The organism is Trinickia symbiotica, from assembly GCF_002934455.1.
Taxonomy (GTDB): domain Bacteria; phylum Pseudomonadota; class Gammaproteobacteria; order Burkholderiales; family Burkholderiaceae; genus Trinickia; species Trinickia symbiotica.
In genome coordinates this window covers 243,479-260,926 of the sequence record NZ_PTIR01000004.1, presented here as the reverse complement: position 1 = coordinate 260,926, position 17,448 = coordinate 243,479, and the positions used below count along the sequence as shown (strand labels likewise).

17 protein-coding genes and 1 tRNA gene are annotated in these 17,448 nt (G+C 64.1%); 11 read left to right on the top strand and 7 right to left on the bottom strand.

Annotated features, from left to right (window positions below):
- Window positions 1-283: 283 nt before the first annotated feature.
- Both B0G57_RS08985 and B0G57_RS08980 read left to right on the top strand, forming a co-directional pair.
- On the top strand, window positions 284-613 hold the full coding sequence (locus tag B0G57_RS08985; RefSeq protein ID WP_189595335.1) for a type II toxin-antitoxin system RelE/ParE family toxin: 330 nt from the start codon (window positions 284-286) through the stop codon (window positions 611-613).
- A complete protein-coding gene (locus tag B0G57_RS08980) occupies window positions 610-927 on the top strand; it encodes a helix-turn-helix domain-containing transcriptional regulator (RefSeq protein ID WP_026230125.1) in 318 nt (105 codons plus the stop codon). Before B0G57_RS08985 ends, B0G57_RS08980 begins: the two co-directional genes overlap by 4 nt.
- Window positions 928-1,091: 164 nt before the next feature.
- Here the strand turns inward: B0G57_RS08980 and B0G57_RS08975 are convergent.
- From B0G57_RS08975 to B0G57_RS08965, 3 genes are all read right to left on the bottom strand, one after another.
- Window positions 1,092-1,176, bottom strand: a tRNA-Leu gene (locus tag B0G57_RS08975).
- 153 nt (window positions 1,177-1,329) lie between these two features.
- Window positions 1,330-2,487 (bottom strand): ABC transporter substrate-binding protein, encoded by a 1,158-nt coding sequence (locus B0G57_RS08970; RefSeq protein WP_018443141.1) that lies wholly within the window; start codon window positions 2,485-2,487, stop codon window positions 1,330-1,332.
- A 67-nt stretch (window positions 2,488-2,554) separates the two neighbouring features.
- The gene (locus B0G57_RS08965; RefSeq protein WP_018443140.1) at window positions 2,555-3,496 is read right to left on the bottom strand and encodes a CysB family HTH-type transcriptional regulator; all 942 of its coding nucleotides are present in this window, start codon (window positions 3,494-3,496) and stop codon (window positions 2,555-2,557) included.
- 210 nt (window positions 3,497-3,706) lie between these two features.
- On the opposite strand from B0G57_RS08965, the gene B0G57_RS08960 reads away from it, so the two are divergent.
- The 6 genes from B0G57_RS08960 to cobA all read left to right on the top strand — a co-directional run bounded on the left by B0G57_RS08960 (window position 3,707) and on the right by cobA (window position 10,108).
- Window positions 3,707-5,386 carry a nitrite/sulfite reductase gene (locus B0G57_RS08960; protein WP_018443139.1) on the top strand — a complete coding sequence of 560 codons (1,680 nt, stop codon included), beginning with the start codon at window positions 3,707-3,709 and terminating at the stop codon, window positions 5,384-5,386.
- 32 nt (window positions 5,387-5,418) lie between these two features.
- On the top strand, window positions 5,419-5,976 hold the full coding sequence (locus B0G57_RS08955) for a DUF934 domain-containing protein (RefSeq protein WP_018443138.1): 558 nt from the start codon (window positions 5,419-5,421) through the stop codon (window positions 5,974-5,976).
- Complete coding sequence (locus B0G57_RS08950) at window positions 5,973-6,746, top strand: phosphoadenylyl-sulfate reductase (protein WP_018443137.1); 774 nt, start codon at window positions 5,973-5,975, stop codon at window positions 6,744-6,746. Before B0G57_RS08955 ends, B0G57_RS08950 begins: the two co-directional genes overlap by 4 nt.
- A gap of 128 nt (window positions 6,747-6,874) precedes the next feature.
- Window positions 6,875-7,837: a sulfate adenylyltransferase subunit CysD gene (gene cysD, locus B0G57_RS08945; RefSeq protein WP_018443136.1), complete on the top strand. Its 963-nt coding sequence runs from the start codon at window positions 6,875-6,877 to the stop codon at window positions 7,835-7,837.
- A 65-nt stretch (window positions 7,838-7,902) separates the two neighbouring features.
- Window positions 7,903-9,228, top strand: coding sequence for a sulfate adenylyltransferase subunit 1 (locus tag B0G57_RS08940; RefSeq protein ID WP_018443135.1), 1,326 nt, complete (start codon window positions 7,903-7,905; stop codon window positions 9,226-9,228).
- Window positions 9,229-9,310: 82 nt separating this feature from the next.
- Window positions 9,311-10,108 (top strand): uroporphyrinogen-III C-methyltransferase, encoded by a 798-nt coding sequence (cobA, locus tag B0G57_RS08935; protein ID WP_018443134.1) that lies wholly within the window; start codon window positions 9,311-9,313, stop codon window positions 10,106-10,108.
- Here the strand turns inward: cobA and B0G57_RS08930 are convergent.
- The 3 genes from B0G57_RS08930 to lptF are packed head-to-tail and all read right to left on the bottom strand — an operon-like array spanning window position 10,095 to window position 12,763.
- Window positions 10,095-10,487 (bottom strand): sirohydrochlorin chelatase, encoded by a 393-nt coding sequence (locus B0G57_RS08930; RefSeq protein ID WP_018443133.1) that lies wholly within the window; start codon window positions 10,485-10,487, stop codon window positions 10,095-10,097. The two genes, cobA and B0G57_RS08930, sit on opposite strands and share 14 nt — an antisense overlap.
- Before the next feature lie 28 nt (window positions 10,488-10,515).
- The gene (lptG, locus tag B0G57_RS08925) at window positions 10,516-11,664 is read right to left on the bottom strand and encodes an LPS export ABC transporter permease LptG (RefSeq protein WP_018443132.1); all 1,149 of its coding nucleotides are present in this window, start codon (window positions 11,662-11,664) and stop codon (window positions 10,516-10,518) included.
- 4 nt (window positions 11,665-11,668) lie between these two features.
- Complete coding sequence (gene lptF, locus B0G57_RS08920) at window positions 11,669-12,763, bottom strand: LPS export ABC transporter permease LptF (RefSeq protein ID WP_018443131.1); 1,095 nt, start codon at window positions 12,761-12,763, stop codon at window positions 11,669-11,671.
- Between the two features lie 124 nt (window positions 12,764-12,887).
- Here lptF and B0G57_RS08915 point away from each other — a divergent pair, with 124 nt between their 5' ends.
- From B0G57_RS08915 to B0G57_RS08905, 3 genes are all read left to right on the top strand, one after another.
- Window positions 12,888-14,402, top strand: a complete 1,515-nt coding sequence (locus B0G57_RS08915) for a leucyl aminopeptidase (protein WP_026230122.1) — start codon at window positions 12,888-12,890, stop codon at window positions 14,400-14,402.
- 22 nt (window positions 14,403-14,424) lie between these two features.
- Entirely contained in the window at window positions 14,425-14,841 is a 417-nt protein-coding gene (locus B0G57_RS08910) for a DNA polymerase III subunit chi (RefSeq protein WP_018443129.1), read from the top strand.
- Between the two features lie 119 nt (window positions 14,842-14,960).
- A complete protein-coding gene (locus B0G57_RS08905) occupies window positions 14,961-15,674 on the top strand; it encodes a DUF2486 family protein (RefSeq protein ID WP_018443128.1) in 714 nt (237 codons plus the stop codon).
- Window positions 15,675-15,724: 50 nt separating this feature from the next.
- Here the strand turns inward: B0G57_RS08905 and ilvD are convergent, their stop codons facing one another.
- The gene (ilvD, locus tag B0G57_RS08900) at window positions 15,725-17,398 is read right to left on the bottom strand and encodes a dihydroxy-acid dehydratase (protein WP_018443127.1); all 1,674 of its coding nucleotides are present in this window, start codon (window positions 17,396-17,398) and stop codon (window positions 15,725-15,727) included.
- Window positions 17,399-17,448: the final 50 nt, after the last annotated feature.

The window sequence follows — 17,448 nt, the reverse complement described above, 5'->3', positions numbered from 1 at the left end:
GAGAGCATGGCGAGATGCGGTACATCACACACAGGGCTGGCGCGTCCCTATGCCTATCTGGACCGACCTCATGCCGAGAGTTTGGAGCACCCGACTCTGACGCTAGCGATCCGTCTGCAAACGGGTAAATCGGTCTTAATTCAGTAGCGGTTAATTTTTGAAGGCTGCGATCATCGGCATGCTGTGATGCCGCCCCGAATTGTCGTGTCAGTGTCGCGGCAATTCGGGAGTTGGTCGTCGTGCCTTCGTCTTGACTTTAATTCGTCTATAAACGAAAATGACCATGTATCAAATCGAGCACTACCTGACGGCTGATGGGCAGAAGGATCTCTACATTGACTGGCTGAGCCACCTGCGGGATGGCAAGGCCAAGGTGGCGATCATCCGGCGCGTGGCTCGCATCGAGCAAGGGAACTTCGGCGATCACAGGTTCTGTCGTGATGGGGTGTGGGAGCTACGCGTCGACGTGGGGCCAGGCTACCGGGTCTATTACGCCCAGTCAGGGCGGCGGCTGGTGCTGCTGCTCTGCGGCGGCGACAAGCGTGCGCAGGACGCGGACATCGAGCGCGCGGTGGACTACTGGCAGGACTGGCAACGGAGAACCGACGAATGAGAAGCAGAACCCATGATGAGGCGATGGCCGAGCTGTACAGCAGCGACCCGGCGCTCGCGCTCGATGTCATCAATGGCATCCTCGAAGATGGCGACCAGGCCGAGCTGCTGACCGTACTGCGCCAGCTCGCACAGGCGTTCGGCGGCGTGCAGGCGGTGGCCGAGCAGGCGCACCTGAATCCGACGCAGCTCTACCGCACGCTCTCGCCGAAGGGCAACCCTGCCTTGAACAGCCTGACGGCCATTCTCAAGGCGATGGGCCTGCGTCTGGCGGTGCAGCCGCTCGCCTCGACGCCGCAGACGCACGCGGCTTGAGACGTTGATCGATTGGAGACGCCACGATGCGCCAAGACTATCCCCGGCACTGAGGGGCAAGCGATTATCACCACTCTTGAGTGGGCCTAGAAGGCAAAAAACCCCGTAAGACCTTGATCGCACGGGGTTTCTCGGGATTCAGCGGCATTCGCCGGAACAACTTCTGGTGCCCAGGGCCGGACTCGAACCGGCACGCCTTGCGGCGGGGGATTTTGAGTCCCCTGCGTCTACCTGTTTCACCACCTGGGCAGTCTTTGCCGACGCCTGATGCGCCGACGGAAGAGCGCGATTATGGCGCAAAACCGGTGCGCCGGCAAGCTGGTGGCGCCTTTGGCGTAGCGCCGGAGCCGGTCCCGATCGCACCGGACTGCCGAGGACCCCGCACGAGCGCGGGCACCGCGCTCACTGACTCAAATACACGAACTTCCCACCCTTGATGACCCCCATCACACTCGCGCGTCGATCGAGCCCCACGTGATCTTTCGCGCTGGTATTCACGACGCCATTCGGCACAACCACCTCATGCGCTTGCTCCAAAGCCTCGCGCAGCGCGACCCTGAACTGCACCGTCCCCGGCTGCGCCGCCTTCAACGCGCGACCCACCGCATCTTGAAGCCGCGGATAAACGCCGGCCGCGTCGCCGGCAAACTGCGTGACCGTCCCCGCACCGTATTTCGCTTCGTAGGCGTCCACAAACGCCATTGCCGCCTTCTTCGCCGGGTGATCCGCCGGTAGCGTCCGCGCGACGACGACCGGTTGCGTCGGAAAGAGCGTCCCTTCCACGTCCTTCCCGCCGAGCTTGATGAACTCGGGCGTCGCAATCCCGTGCGTCTGATAGATCGGCCCCTTGAATCCGCGCTCGACGAGCGTTCGTTGCGGCAGCACGGCCGGTGTACCGGCGCCGGCAATCAGGACAGCATCGGGCTTCGCGGCCATCAGCCTGAGCACTTGCCCCGTCACGCTAGCGTCGTTGCGATTGAACCGCTCCGTCGCCACCAGGCTGATATGCCGCAGTTCGGCGAACTTCGTGAACTCCTTGAGCCAGCTTTCGCCGTAGCTATCGGCGAACCCGATGAATCCGACCGTCTTCACACCGTGATTCGACATGTATCGCGTCATCACATCGGCCATGGCGGCATCGGTCTGCGCCATCTTGAACGCCCAGATGCGATTCCCCTCTTGCGGTTCGACCACGCTGCCCGAGCCGACGAGCGTGATCATCGGCGTTTGCGCGCGCGCAACGGGATCGAGCGCGGCCAGCGCGGCTGGTGTGATATTCGGCCCGACGATCACGTCGACGTGGTCCTCATCGATGAGCTTGCGGATGTTTGCAACGGCGGCCCCGGGGTCCGTTCCGTCGTTGAGCACAATGTATTGCGCCTTCTGTCCGGCGATCGTCGCCGGCCACATCAGAATGGCGTTCTTGCTCGTGATGCCGATCGCGGCGGCAGGGCCGGTCGAGGAAAGATCGATCCCGACCTTGATATCGGCATGTGCGAGACCCGCGAGCGCGAAGGCGGCGAGCGCGAGCGCGCGGCGCAGTTGGCACGACAACCGCATTCAGTTTCTCCCTTGGCGTGAAAAGCTCGTTACGTTGAAGAGCCCTCGACTCGGAACTCAGTATGAGTCAAAGCTCGTAGTTCTCATGCTCGCCCTTCAACGCTTGCTCGATGAGCTTGCGAGTGAGCGTGGGTGACAGCAGTTCGACGAGCGTATAGACATAGCTACGCAGGTAAGCCCCCTGTTTCAGCGCGATCCGAGTGAGATTCGTGCCGAACAGATGCCCGACCGGCATTCCTCGCAGGTGCTTGTCGCGATCGCCGTTGAACGCGATGTCGGCGAGGATCCCGACGCCGAGCCCGAGCTCGACGTAGGTCTTGATGACGTCGGCATCGATCGCCTCGAGGATGACATCGGGCGTGAGGTTGCGCCGATGGAAAGCCTCGTTGATCTTCGTCCTGCCCGCAAATGCGGCCTCATAAGTAATCAGAGGATATTGCGCAAGGTCCTCGAGCGAGAGCGTCTTGCGTTCGAGCAGCGGGTGGCCTTCGGGCATCACCGCTACGTGATGCCACTGGAAACACGGCAGCGAGACGAGCTCCTTATAGCTACCGATGGCCTCCGTCGCAATACCGATATCGGCCTGATCGTGCATGACCATTTCGGCCACCTGCGTCGGGCTACCTTGCAGAATCGAAAGGTGCACCTTCGGAAAGCGCTTCTTGAACTCGGCGATGGCGCCCGGCAGCGAGTAGCGCGCCTGAGTATGCGTCGCGGCGATGACGAGATTGCCTTGGTCCTGAGCGGCGAAATCCTTGCCGACGCGCTTCAGACTCTCGACTTCCTGCAGGATCCGCTCAACGGACGCGAGGATGATGCGCCCCGGCTCGGTGAGCGATCGCACGCGCTTCCCGTGTCGCGTGAAGATTTCGACGCCCAGTTCGTCCTCGAGCTCAATGATCGCCTTGGACACGCCCGGCTGCGACGTGTAGAGCGCCTTGGCAGCCTCGGTCAGGTTGAAGTTCTGCCGCACGGCTTCGCGCACGAACCGAAATTGGTGCAGGTTCATAATAACCCCATGGCATAAGGACAGAATTTTTTAGTCGTTTGAAATATAAGACGAGTTTATTACGATCTGCGCAGGTTTTTCAATATGCATAGCAGTTTCGGTCATTAGCAAATGAGCGGAGGGTCTTAGGTCCTGCCGCTCTTTGCGCGTCGATAGCGATTCGGGCGTCGCGTAACCAGGGCGCGGCGCAGAACAACCTGGGGTCCCCGAATGTACCAATACGATCAGTACGATCAGACAATCGTCGACGAGCGCGTCGCGCAGTACCGCGACCAAGTCCGCCGCCGCCTGTCGGGCGAATTGAGCGAGGAGGAGTTTCGTCCGCTGCGCTTGCAGAACGGTCTCTACATGCAGCGTCACGCGTACATGCACCGTATCGCGGTTCCGTACGGCAATCTGCGCAGCGATCAGCTGCGCATGCTGGCGCGGATCGCCCGCGAGCACGATCGCGGCTACGGCCACTTCTCGACGCGCACGAACATGCAGTTCAACTGGATCAAGCTCGAGGAGACGCCCGAAATTCTGGCGAAGCTCGCTTCGGTGCAGATGCATGCGATCCAGACGTCGGGCAACTGCATTCGCAACATCACGGCCGATCAGTTCGCGGGCATCGCGCCCGACGAAGTGGTCGATCCGCGCCCGTGGGCGGAGATCCTGCGCCAATGGTCGACGTTCCACCCCGAGTTCGCCTGGCTGCCGCGTAAGTTCAAGATCGCCGTCTCGGCCTCCAAGGAAGATCGCATCGCCGTTCAGATCCACGATCTCGGCGTCTATCTTTCGAAGAACGAGGCGGGCGAAGTCGTCTGCGCGATTCTCGCCGGTGGCGGGCTCGGGCGCACGCCGATCGTCGGTCCGGTCATCCGCGAAAATCTACCCTGGCAGCATCTGCTCACGTACTGCGAAGCGGTCCTGCGGGTCTACAACCGGTTCGGCCGGCGCGACAATCTGTTCAAGGCGCGCATCAAGATTCTCGTGAAAGCGCTCGGCGCGAAAAAGTTCGCCGAGCAGGTCGAGGAGGAGTGGCAGCATCTGAAGGACGGTCCTTCGACGCTCACTCAGGAGGAGTTCGACCGCGTCGCCCAATATTTCCAGCCGCCTGCATACGAGAAGCTTTCGGACACGGATGCTTCATACGAGAAGCATCTGCTCGAGAACCGCGCGTTCGCGCGCTGGGTCGAGCGCAGCGTGCGGCCGCACAAGGTGCCGGGCTACGCCGCCGTGACGCTCTCATTGAAGCCGACGGTCACCGCCCCCGGCGACGTGACGGACGCGCAGATGGAAGCGGCGGCCGATATGGCCGACGAATACTCGTTCGGTGAGCTGCGCGTCTCGCATGAGCAGAACCTCATTCTCGCGAACGTGAAGAAGCGCGATCTGTTCGCCGTCTGGGAGCGCGCGAAGCAGCATGGCTTCGCGACGCCCAACATCGGACTGCTCACCGATATCATCGCCTGCCCCGGCGGCGACTTCTGCTCGCTCGCGAATGCGAAGTCGATTCCGATCGCGCAGGCGATCCAGCATCGTTTCGACGATCTCGACTACGTCTACGATCTCGGCGAGCTCTCGCTCAACATCTCGGGCTGCATGAATTCGTGCGGACACCATCACGTCGGCAACATCGGCGTGCTCGGCGTCGACAAGGACGGTGCGGAGTGGTACCAGGTGTCGCTCGGCGGCGAGCAGGGCACGGGCCAGAACGGCGCGCGGCTCGGCCGCGTCATCGGTCCTTCGTTCTCGGCCGAGGAAATGCCCGATGTGGTGTCGAAGGTCATCGACACCTTCGTGGACAACCGCATCGACGGCGAGCGTTTCATCGACACGTTCAATCGGATCGGCATCGCGCCGTTCAAGGAACGGGTCTACGCGTCCCGCCAGCCGGCGCACGCCTGACCGAAGCGAACGAGAGCAAGGAACATTTGCAGATGACTTCGATTATCAGAAACCGTGAAGTCGTGGCGGACGACTGGCAGATCGTGCGCGCGGCCGAAGACGGCGGGCTGCCCGCCGTCGATGCGCTGCCCGCGGGCCGCATCCTCGTGCCGTTCGCGCTCTGGAAGGAAGCGCGCGAAGCGCTCGTGGCGGCGCGCGGCGTCGAATCGCTCGGCGTCTGGGTTGCACCCGCCGACGAACCGGCCGATCTGGTCGGCGATTTCGACAAGATCTCGCTGATCGGCGTCGATTTCCCGGTGTTTCGCGACGGCCGCGGCTACAGCACCGCGCGACTTTTGCGCGAACGCTACGGCTGGCGCGGCGAGTTGCGCGCGATCGGCGACGTTCTGCGCGATCAGCTCAATTACATGGCCCGCTGCGGCTTCGACGCGTTCGCCGTGCGTGCGGACAAGGACATCCACGATGCGCTGAAGGCATTCAGCGAGCTTTCAGTGCAGTACCAGGCCGCCGTCGACATTCCGCAGCCGCTGTTCCGCCGCCGCGCGGCGGCAGCGTCGAGCGGCGCCGAGGCGCAAGGAACGCGCGTATGAGCAGCGTCGTCGACTTCACGAAGCAGGGCGCCGACGTGCCCGAGGCCGTCCTGGCTGCGAAGGTCGAGCGGCTGAACGCGCTCATCGACGCGATCGCCGCGCGCCACGAAAACGTCAAGTTCGCGAGCAGCCTCGCCGCCGAGGACATGCTGCTCACGCATGCCATCCTCTCGCGCGGCGCGCCGATCGGCATTTTTTCGCTGAATACGGGGCGCCTTCACGCGGAAACGGTCGGCATGATCGATCGCGTGCGCGAACGCTACGGTTACGAAATCGAGCAGTTTCATCCGCGGCCGCAGGCGGTGGAGGCCTACGCCGCCGAGCATGGGCTCAACGCGTTCTACGAGAGCGTCGAGTTGCGCAAGCGCTGCTGCGAAATTCGCAAGGTCGAGCCGCTCAATCGCGCGCTCGCCGGCGTCGACGCCTGGATGACGGGGCAACGCCGCGAGCAATCGGTGACGCGTGCGGAACTCGCCGAAGAGGAGCAAGACGCGGCACGCGGCATCGCCAAGTACAACCCGCTCGCGGACTGGAGGGAAGCGGAGGTCTGGGCCTATCTGACGAAGTACGAGGTGCCGGTCAATCCGCTGCACGCGCGCGGCTACCCGAGCATCGGCTGCGAGCCCTGTACGCGCGCGATCCGTCCCGGCGAGGACAGCCGCGCCGGCCGCTGGTGGTGGGAATCGCGCGACTCGAAGGAGTGTGGTCTGCACGTCGCGCCCGCCACGCCGATCAGGATCGTATCCGACGCAGGCAAGGCGACGGCGTAACGCGCAGCCAAGGCGTAAGCTAACGGCTCCAATAGGCAAACCGAGCCCAAACAATGCAGGACCCGAATATTGCGGGTCGTCGCGGAAACGATGCATCGACCGCGGCAACCGATAGGAAAAGACTGAACATGAGCACGATTCTCGAACCCTCCGCGACGACCCCGCTCACGGTCGCATCGAACCGCATGGATCATCTCGATTGGCTCGAAGCCGAATCGATCCATATCCTGCGCGAGCTCGTTGCCGAATGCAGCAAGCCGGCTCTGCTTTTTTCGGGCGGCAAGGATTCGGTCGTCGTGCTGCACCTCGCCCTGAAGGCATTCGGCCTCGGCGCGAACCGCAAGACGTCGCTGCCGTTTCCGCTCGTCCACATCGACACGGGCCACAACTATCCCGAGGTCATCGATTTCCGCGACCGGCGCGCGGCCGAGATCGGCGCCGAGCTCGTCGTGGGCCATGTCGAGGATTCGATCAAGCGCGGGACCGTGCGGCTGCGCCGCGAGACCGATTCGCGCAATGCGGCACAGGCCGTTACGCTGCTCGAGACGATCGCGGCGCACGGCTTCACGGCGATGATCGGCGGCGCGCGACGCGATGAAGAAAAGGCGCGGGCCAAGGAGCGTATCTTTTCGTTCCGCGACGAGTTCGGCCAATGGGATCCGAAGGCGCAGCGCCCCGAGCTCTGGAGTCTCTACAACGCGCGCTTGCATGCGGGTGAGCACCTGCGCGTGTTTCCGATCTCGAACTGGACGGAGCTCGACGTCTGGCAATACATCGGACGCGAAGGGCTCGAGCTGCCTTCGATCTACTACGCCCACCAGCGCGAAATCGTGCGCCGCAACGGACTGCTCGTGCCCGTCACGCCGCTCACGCCGATGCGCGAGGGCGAAACGAGCGAGACCGCGCTCGTGCGCTTCCGCACAGTTGGCGATATCAGCTGCACGTGCCCCGTCGAAAGCGATGCGGACGATGTCGAGAAGATCATCGCCGAGACGGCCGTGACCGACATCACGGAGCGCGGCGCGACGCGTATGGACGATCAAACGTCCGAGGCGGCGATGGAGCAGCGCAAGAAGCAAGGGTATTTCTAAGCCAGCCCAAGAGGTCCGCGCCGAAAGCGCGCGCGGCCTCCGAACGAATTCCGAGCGAGTATCGAATGCAGGACATCATCACCACTCATCAACCGGCGGACCTCGGCGTGCTGCGCTTCATCACGGCGGGCAGCGTCGACGACGGCAAGAGCACGCTGATCGGGCGGCTTCTCTATGACAGCAAGGCCGTGCTCTCCGATCAGCTTTCGGCGCTTTCGCGCGCGAAGAACAAGCGCACGGTCGGCGACGAAATCGATCTGTCGCTGCTGACGGACGGCCTCGAAGCCGAGCGCGAGCAGGGCATTACGATCGACGTGGCCTATCGCTACTTCGCCACCGCCAAGCGTAAGTTCATCATCGCCGATACGCCAGGCCACGAGCAGTACACGCGCAACATGGTGACGGGCGCGTCGACCGCGCATGCGGCGATCATCCTCATCGACGCGACGCGAGTGACGTTCGACGACGGTCGCGCCGTGCTGCTGCCCCAGACGAAACGCCATAGCGCGATCGTGAAGCTGCTCGGGCTGCAGCATGTGATCGTCGCGATCAACAAGATGGACCTCGTCGAGTTCAGCGAAGCGCGCTTCAACGAGATTCGCGATGCCTACGTGCAGCTTGCCCAGCAGCTCGGGCTGGCGAACGTTCGCTTCGTCCCTGTCTCGGCCTTGAAGGGCGACAACATCGTGCTGGCGAGCGAGCGCATGCCCTGGTATGCGGGCGAGCCGCTGCTCGATGTGCTCGAGGCGCTGCCGGTCGGGCAGCCGACGGGCCAGGCACTGCGTTTCCCGGTCCAATGGGTGGCGCGCCAGGACGGCGCGAGCGCCGACGATTTTCGCGGCTACATGGGTCGCGTCGAATCGGGTGAAGTCCGCGTCGGCGATGCGATCGTCGTGCTGCCGGCGGGACGCGACGCGACCGTGGCGGAAATCATCGCGCCGGTGCCGGGTGGCACGGCCCAGGTCGAGCACGCGTTCGCGGGGCAGACGGTGACGATTCGTCTCACGGAAGACGTCGACGTTTCGCGCGGCGACACGTTCGTGTCGGCGGGGCAGGCCCCGCAACCGGCGAAGAAGCTCGAGGCGGACGTCTGCTGGTTCGACGATGAGCCGCTTTCGCCGCAGCGCAAATATCTGCTGAAGCAAACGACGAGCACCGTCTTCGCGCGCGTGGGCGCCGTCAAGGAAGTGCTCGACGTCCATACGCTCGAGCATACGAGCGAACGGCACAACCTGACGATGAACGACATCGGCCGCGTGACGCTGACGCTGCAAAAGCCGCTCGTCTGCGATACTTACGACACGCATCCGGCCACGGGCGCGTTCGTGCTCATCGACGAAGCGACGCATCATACGGTTGCCGCCGGCATGATTCGTGCATACTCGAGCTGACGCGACCGACTCCGCTATTGCGGGCCGCTCGGACGCGAACGAATGAGTCGGTAAGGAACGGAACCGGAAGGACGAACGGCGAATGGGCAAGGTGTACTTGATCGGGGCAGGCCCCGGAGCGGCGGATCTCATTACGGTGCGCGGCGCACAATTGTTGGGCATGGCCGACGTGGTGCTGCACGATGCGCTCGTCGAGCCGGACATGCTCGGATACGCGCCGCACGCTCGCAAGATCGCCGTCGGCAAGCGCTGCGGCCGTCGCTCGACGGCCCAGCAGTTCATCAACAAGCAGATCGTCGATGCGGCGCTGGCGCATGAGGTCGTCGTCCGGCTGAAGGGCGGCGACCCGATGCTGTTCGGCCGCGCTGACGAGGAGATGCGCGCGCTCGAAGAGGCAGGCATCGAATACGAGGTCGTGCCCGGCATCACGGCGGCCCTCGCCGCCGCATCGAGCCTCAAGCGCTCGCTGACGCTGCGCGGCGTCGCCCGCAGCGTCGCCTTCGCCACCAAGAGCCGCGCGGCCGATACCGACGAAATCCGCGAGCACGTCAATGCGGATTCGCTCGTCTTCTACATGGGCCGCGATAGCGCGCCGGAAATCGCTCAGCAGCTCATCGACGCCGGCAGGCCGGCCGAGACGCCCGTGGCGATCGTCGAAGCTTGCACCACCGCGCGCGAGCGAACATTGACGCTGACGCTCGAAGCACTCGCGATGGGGGAAGCCCAGCAGTGGCTCGATGCGGCGCAGCCGAGCCTGCTCATGATCGGCGACGCGTTCGCCGAGCGCGAAGCGTCGAAGCGGCTGATCGAAAGCGAGCCGGCCGACGCCAACGCGGACGGCGCCGCACCGCGTGCCGCCGGTTTTCTCAACGCGGCGTGACGTCTCCCATCTGACGCAGGCAGTACTGCGCGAGCGCATCGAGCACTGCGTCGTCCTCGCCGACAGGCTTCACGCATCGGATTTCGATGCCCGGATGAGCGGCCCGGCATCGATCGACGAGCGCCGGCAGGTCGCGCCGGATATGCCCCCCGATCCCCACGAATACCGGCACGATCGTGATCGTCGCGCAGCCGCCGGCCGCCTGCTCCGCGATCGCGGTAGGCAGGTCGGGCGACATCAGCTCTAAAAATGCCAGGCTGACCGCCGTCGATGGGCCGCATTGCGCGCGCAGCAGCTTCGCGAGCCGCTCGAAGGGCTCGGCCCAGCGTGCATCGCGCGCGCCGTGACCAAACAGGACGATGCCGTAGCGTGCCGACATGGCCGTGTCCTCTCGATGTCGATAGCGATCAATGCCGATCGACCCACCTCAGTCCGACGAAGCCCAGCACGAGGTAGATCAAGGCCGGCGTGGCGGCGGTCATCGGCGCCGGCCATGTGTTCAGCATGCCGATATGCGAAAACAGCGTATTGAAGAGCTGGAAGCTCATGCCGAGCATGATGCCGCCGAAGACCTTTACGCCAACGACGCCGGCCCGCGTGTGCAGATAGGCGAACGGAAGCGAGAGCACGAGCATCACCAGCACGGCGAACGGATAGAGCAGCTTTTTCCAGAACGCGAGCTCGTAGCGCTGCGTGTCCTGGTGATTTTCCGTCAGATGCTGAATGTAGCGGAAGAGGTTGAACATCGACATCCGATCGGGCGAAATCAGCAGCACCGAAAGGATCTGCGGCGTGAGCTCCGAGCGCAGCGAGTACTCGGGCTGCGTGATCTGGGTCGCGCGATAGACAGGATTCAGTGCATCGGCAGGCTGCGCGGACGGCGGCGGGATGGCCGTCAGCTTCGTATCGGTCACGCCCTTCAGCAGCCAGTGCCCTTTGCCTTGATAGCTTCCGCTTTGGGCGATCCGCACGTTCGTCAGCCGAAATTGCGAATCGAACTCGTAGATGCGCACCTTCGTAATCGATGCATCGGGCCTTAGCTCGCCGACGTTGACGAAGCGCGTGACCTGCTCGCCGTCTTCGCGCGCGGAAAGCGTGTCCTTGACCCAGACGCCGGACTGGAAGTTCGTCGAGACGGCCGATCCGAGCGCCTCGAGCCGCACGCGCTCCGAGAGCTGATCCGAGTAGGGACCGACGACTTCACCGATGAAATATGTGACGATGACGAGCGGAATGCCGATCTTGATGAGCGAGCGCAACGCCCGGCCCGTCGCGAGTCCCGAGACGCGAAAGATCGTGTATTCGGAGTTCGCGGCCATCTGCGAGAAGACGTAGATCGCGCTGATCAGCGCCGCGACGGGGATGATTTCGTAAAACCGCGACGGCGTTTGCAGCGCGACCCGCAGCACGGCATAGCCGAACTTGTAGTTGCCGTGCCCGACCGTGTTCAGCTCGTTGATGAGGTCGAAAAAGAAGAACAGACCTGAAAACGCGAATAGAACGAAGATGAACGCGAGGTAGACCTGCCGTGCAAAGTACTTCTCGTAGATGCGCATCGCGTTATGCTCCCTGACGTGCGAACAACGCGCGCGAAATGAGCGGCCGGTTGCGCACGCGCAGCCAGAAAACGACGACGACGATACAGGCGACGAGCGCATGCAACCCGATCAGCCCGGCGGCGAACGACATGCGTCCCTGTTCCATCCACGACTGCACCACGTTGAGCAGATTCGAATAGGTGAGGAAGATCAGCACGGCCATGACGAGATTGATCGTGCGCCCGCGCCGCGGATTTTGATAGGCTAGCGGAATGCCTAGCAGCATCAGGTTCGCCGCCATCAAAACGAGGCCCGTGCGCCAGACGAATTCGGCGAGGTTCGCGTTCGTCGGATGGCGCAGCAGCGCAAGCGTCGACATGCCCGTCGGCGTCGGCCGGTTGACGACCGGCTGCTGAGTGATTTTCACGCCATAGCGCTGAAACTCCATGATCCGGAAATCCGGCTTGCCGGGCTCGCCGTCGTAGCGCCGCCCGTTTTCGAGGACGACGAAGCGCGAGCCGTCCTTGTCCGTTTCCGTGTGACCGTTGTGCGAGACGACGACGCTGACCTTGCCGCTTTCGGTGCTCGTCACGAATACATTCTCGACATGACTTTGGTCGGGCGACATCTTCTCGACGAAAAAGACGCGGTGGCTGACGGGCGATTCGCGGAATTGCCCGGGCGCGAGCAACGAGACTTCGTCGCGCTGCTGAAAGCGCGCGCGGATCAGCTTGCTTTGCGCGTTCGACCAGGGCCAGCCGACATAGGCGAAAAAGGCGACGAGCAGCAAGACCGGCACGGCAAACTTGACGACGGGCTTGATGAAGCGCGCGAGGCTCACGCCCGACGAAAGCCAGACGACCATCTCCGAATCGCGGTACCAGCGCGTGAGCACGAAGAGGATCGACACGAAGAGCGTGACGACGAGCATCACCGCGAAGTAACCGATGACGGTCAAGCCGATCAGCACGACGACGTCCTTCGGATCGACCTCGCCGGACGCGGCGAAGCCGACGATGCGGATCATCATCGTAGTGAGGAAGATGGTCAAGAGCACCATGAATACGGCGCCGGCCGTATATGCGAGCTCGCGCTGCAGGGAGCGTTCGAAAATCATCGTCTATGAGAAAGGGCGAATGGGGCCGCGCTTGCATTGCGCATGGCGGACCGACGCCGCGAAAAAATAGCGGATAATTGCGACTTTCGTGTGAGTGATGCCGATTTTATCCGAGGACGAGCCGATGGACTTTAGCATAAAAGCCTGTGACTGGACGAAGGGCACGACGAACGTATTTCTGACCGGGAAGTCCGATTGCATCGTGATCGGCGTGTTCGAATCGCAAACGCTGTCGGGCGCGGGGCTCGAGATCGACGAGGCCACGAAAGGGCTGATCACGCGCGTCGTGAAAGCCGGCGACATGCAAGGCAAGAGCGGGACGACGGTCTTTCTGCACGAGGTCTCCGGCATCGGCGCATCGCGCGTGCTGCTCGTCGGCTGCGGCAAGCAGGACGCCTTCGGCCAGAAAGCCTACAACGATGCTGCGCGGGCGGCCTGGCGCGCCATTCTCGGCACGAAGATCGGGCAGGTCACGTTTACGCTCGCCCAACTGCCGATCAAAGAGCGGACGGCGGAGTGGGGCGTGCGCGCGGCTATCCTCGCGCTACGCACCGAGACATATCAGTTCACGCAGATGAAGAGCAAGCCCGATCCGGCCAAGCGGGCGTTGAAGCGCGTCGTCTTCAGCGTCGATACGGTCGACGAAAAGGCGGCCAAGATCGCCGCGAAGGAAGGGGAAGCGCTCGCGAATGGCCTCGATCTCGCGCGCGATCTCGGCAATCTGCCCGGCAACGTCTGCACGCCGACCTATCTGGCCGACACCGCCAAAACGCTGGCGAAAGACTGGAAGCTGAAAGTCGAGGTGCTCGGCCAGAAGCAGCTCGAAGCGCTCAAGATGGGCGCTTTCCTCTCGGTGACGCGCGGCTCCGCGCAACCGCCGCAGTTCATCGTCCTGCAGCATCAAGGCGCCGGTCAGAAGGCCGCGCCTGTCGTGCTGGTCGGCAAGGGGATCACGTTCGATAGCGGGGGCATCTCGCTGAAACCGGGCGACAGCATGGACGAAATGAAGTACGACATGTGCGGCGCCGCCTCCGTGTTCGGCACGCTTCGGGCCGTGGCCGAGCTGGGCTTGAAGATCAACGTCGTCGGCATCGTGCCGACTTGCGAGAACATGCCGAGCGGCACGGCGACGAAGCCGGGCGACATCGTCACGAGCATGTCGGGCCAGACCATCGAAGTGCTGAACACCGACGCCGAAGGGCGCCTCATTCTGTGCGACGCGCTCACCTACGCGGAGCGCTTCAAGCCTGCGGCCGTCATCGACATCGCCACGCTGACGGGCGCCTGCGTGATCGCCCTCGGCCATCACAACAGCGGCCTCTTCGCGAAGGACGACGCGCTCGCCGGCGAGTTGCTCGACGCTTCGCGCGAAGCGGTCGACCCGGCTTGGCGCCTGCCGCTCGACGACGAATACCAGGAGCAGCTGAAGTCGAACTTCGCCGACATGGCGAACATCGGCGGCCGGCCGGCCGGCAGCGTGACGGCGGCCTGCTTCCTGTCGCGCTTCACCGAGGCCTATCCGTGGGCGCACCTCGATATCGCCGGCACGGCGTGGAAGAGCGGCGCCGCGAAGGGCGCGACGGGGCGCCCGGTGCCGCTGCTGACGCAGTTCCTGATCGATCGCGCGCAGCTTTCGTAGTGGCTTGGCTGGATCATTGCCGATGACACGGATCGATTTTCATACGAACGTCGGCGACTCGCTGCTCTATGCATGCCGACTGGTCCGCAAGGCTTATCTCGCGGACCAGCCCGTCATCGTGCTCGCCGACCGGGCGAGGCTTGCGGCGTTCGACGAGCGGCTCTGGACCTTCTCGCCGCTCGACTTTGTCCCGCATTGCATGGCCGACAGTGGGCTTGCGGCGCGCACGCCTGTCGTGCTGATGGCCGACCTCGATGAGGCGCCGCATCATCAGGTGCTCTTGAACCTCGGCGCAGCGGTGCCGCCGCAATTCGCGCGCTTTGAAAGGCTCCTCGAGGTTGTCGGCGATGGGGAGGACGAGCTCGCCGCGGGGCGTGCACGCTATCGCTTCTATCGCGACCGCGGTTATGCGCTCAACAACTACAAGCAAGGCACCTGAACGGGTGCTCTATCGTTTGTCCGATGAGTGCGCAGCCGGCGTGTCATCGTGGTATGGGTCCGTTGGTTTCGTCAGCATCCACGGAAGGTGGGCCGACTAGTGGAAGAGGGGGACTAGAAGTGACCGATCCCAAACATCCCGAACGCGAACAGTTCGACGATCCGGATTCGATTCCGGTGCTGACCGATGTGATCGTGCCGGGCCGGCCATCCATGCCGCGCCGCGGCGAATCTCACGAGACGGCTCCCGAGCCAAAGGCTCAGGCGCCCACCGCGCCGCCGCAAAAGGCCGAGGCGCCGGCGGCGCCGCAAAGCTCCGGTGCGCCAGCGCAGCCGGCCGAAGGCGCGGCGCCGCGCGAGCGAAAGCCGACTGAGGATTCGATCGAGGCGACCCGCGCGGCACAGCTGAACGAATTTGCCGAAGCGGACAAGGCGGGCCCCACCGAGCCCCGCGCGACGCGCCGCCCGCACGAGCCGCTCCAGCACGGCGGCGCGCCGGAGGCTGTAGCGCCCGCCGAGGCGGCATCCACGCCTGCGGCTCCGGTTGCACGCGAACCGGGCGAGCCACGTGGACAACGCGAGCACGAAGAGCTGAGCGAGCGCGACGTCGACCATATCGCCGAGCGCCTGCGCACACGCTTCGCCGGCTATCTGCGGGACGAAGGGCGGCGCGTGATCGAAGCCCGATGCCGCGAGGCGCTCGAGGAGCACACGAGCTGGCTCGTGCGGCAGGTCACGCGCGAGGTGGCGCTGGTGCTGGAAGGAGAGGTGGTGGGCTGGGTGCGCGACGCGGTTCGTGAGGAACTTGCCGCGCACCGGGCGGCTCGCCGTTAGCTTCCACAACGAACGGGGCCGTTGGCCCCGCTTGCTGCCGCACGCCGGCCTCAACCCGTCACGGCGCCCTGGTTGGCGGGCCGCGCGAGCGCCGCATACTTGGCGAGCACGCCGCGCGTGTAACGCGGCGCCGGCTGCTTCCACGCGGCGCGGCGGCGCTGGAGTTCGTCGTCGTCGATGTTGAGCTGCAACAGCAGCCTGTGCGCATCGATCGTGATCGAATCGCCTTCCTGCACGAGCGCGATCGTGCCGCCGACGAAGGCTTCGGGCGCCACGTGCCCGACGACCATCCCCCAAGTGCCGCCCGAGAACCGGCCGTCCGTGATGAGGCCGACCGATTCGCCGAGCCCCTTGCCGATCAGCGCCGATGTCGGCGCGAGCATTTCCGGCATCCCGGGCCCGCCTTGCGGGCCGAGGTAGCGGAGGACGAGCACGTCGCCCGGCTGGATCTTATCGTTCAGGATCGCGTCGAGCGCGCTCTGCTCGTCGTCGAAGACACGGGCAGGCCCGGTGATCGCCGGGTTCTTCAGGCCCGTGATCTTAGCGACGGCGCCATCGACTGCAAGATTGCCCTTCAGTATCGCGAGATGCCCTTCCTTGTAGAGCGCCTTCTCGATCGGGAAGATCACGCTCTGATCGGCGCGCGGCGCGCTTGGCACGTCCTTCAGCTCCTCGGCGAGCGTCTTGCCCGTGATCGTCACGCAATCGCCATGCAGGAGGCAGGCGTCGAGCAGGATCTTCATCACTTGCGGAATGCCGCCCGCGCGGTGCAGATCGGTTGCCACATATTGACCCGACGGCTTCAAATCGCAGATGACGGGTACGCGCCGGCGGATCCGCTCGAAGTCGTCGATGGTCCAGTCGACTTCGGCCGCATGCGCGATGGCGAGGTAGTGCAGCACCGCGTTCGTCGAGCCGCCCGTCGCCATGATGACGGACACGGCATTCTCGATCGACTTCTTCGTGATGATGTCGCGCGGCTTCAGATCGCGCTTCACGGCCTCGACGAGCACACGTGCCGATTCGGCGGCGGAGTGGACCTTCTCGTCATCGGGATTGGCCATGGTCGACGAGTAGAGCAACGACATGCCGAGCGCCTCGAACGATGAGCTCATCGTATTGGCCGTGTACATGCCGCCGCACGAGCCCGTGCTCGGACAGGCGTTCTGCTCGACGCCCTCGAAATCCTCCTGCGACATGCGGCCGGCGGTGAACTCGCCGACAGCCTCGAACGACGAGACGATCGTCAGGTCCTTGCCCTTCCATCGACCGGGCCGAATGGTGCCGCCGTAGACGTAGATGCCGGGGACGTTGATGCGTGCGAGCGCAATCATGCCGCCCGGCATGTTCTTGTCGCAGCCGCCGATCACGACGACGCCGTCCATCCATTGGCCCTGAACGCAGGTCTCGATGCAATCGGCGATGACCTCGCGCGAGACCAGCGAGTACTTCATGCCTTCGGTGCCCATCGACATGCCGTCCGAAATCGTCGGCGTGCCGAATATCTGCGGATTCGCGCCGGCGCCTTTGACCGCCTCCACGGCTGCGTCGGCGAGGCGCTGCAAGCCGGCGTTGCAGGGCGTGATCGTCGAATGCCCGTTCGCGATGCCGATCATCGGATTGTCGAAATCGTCCTTCTTGTAGCCGATCGCGTAGAACATCGAGCGGTTCGGCGCGCGCGCGACGCCCTGGGTGATGTTTTTCGAACGACGGTTGTAAGCCATGATGGGGGACTCCGTTGTCTCCGTCTTGACGGTCACGCAGGCTTTATTCG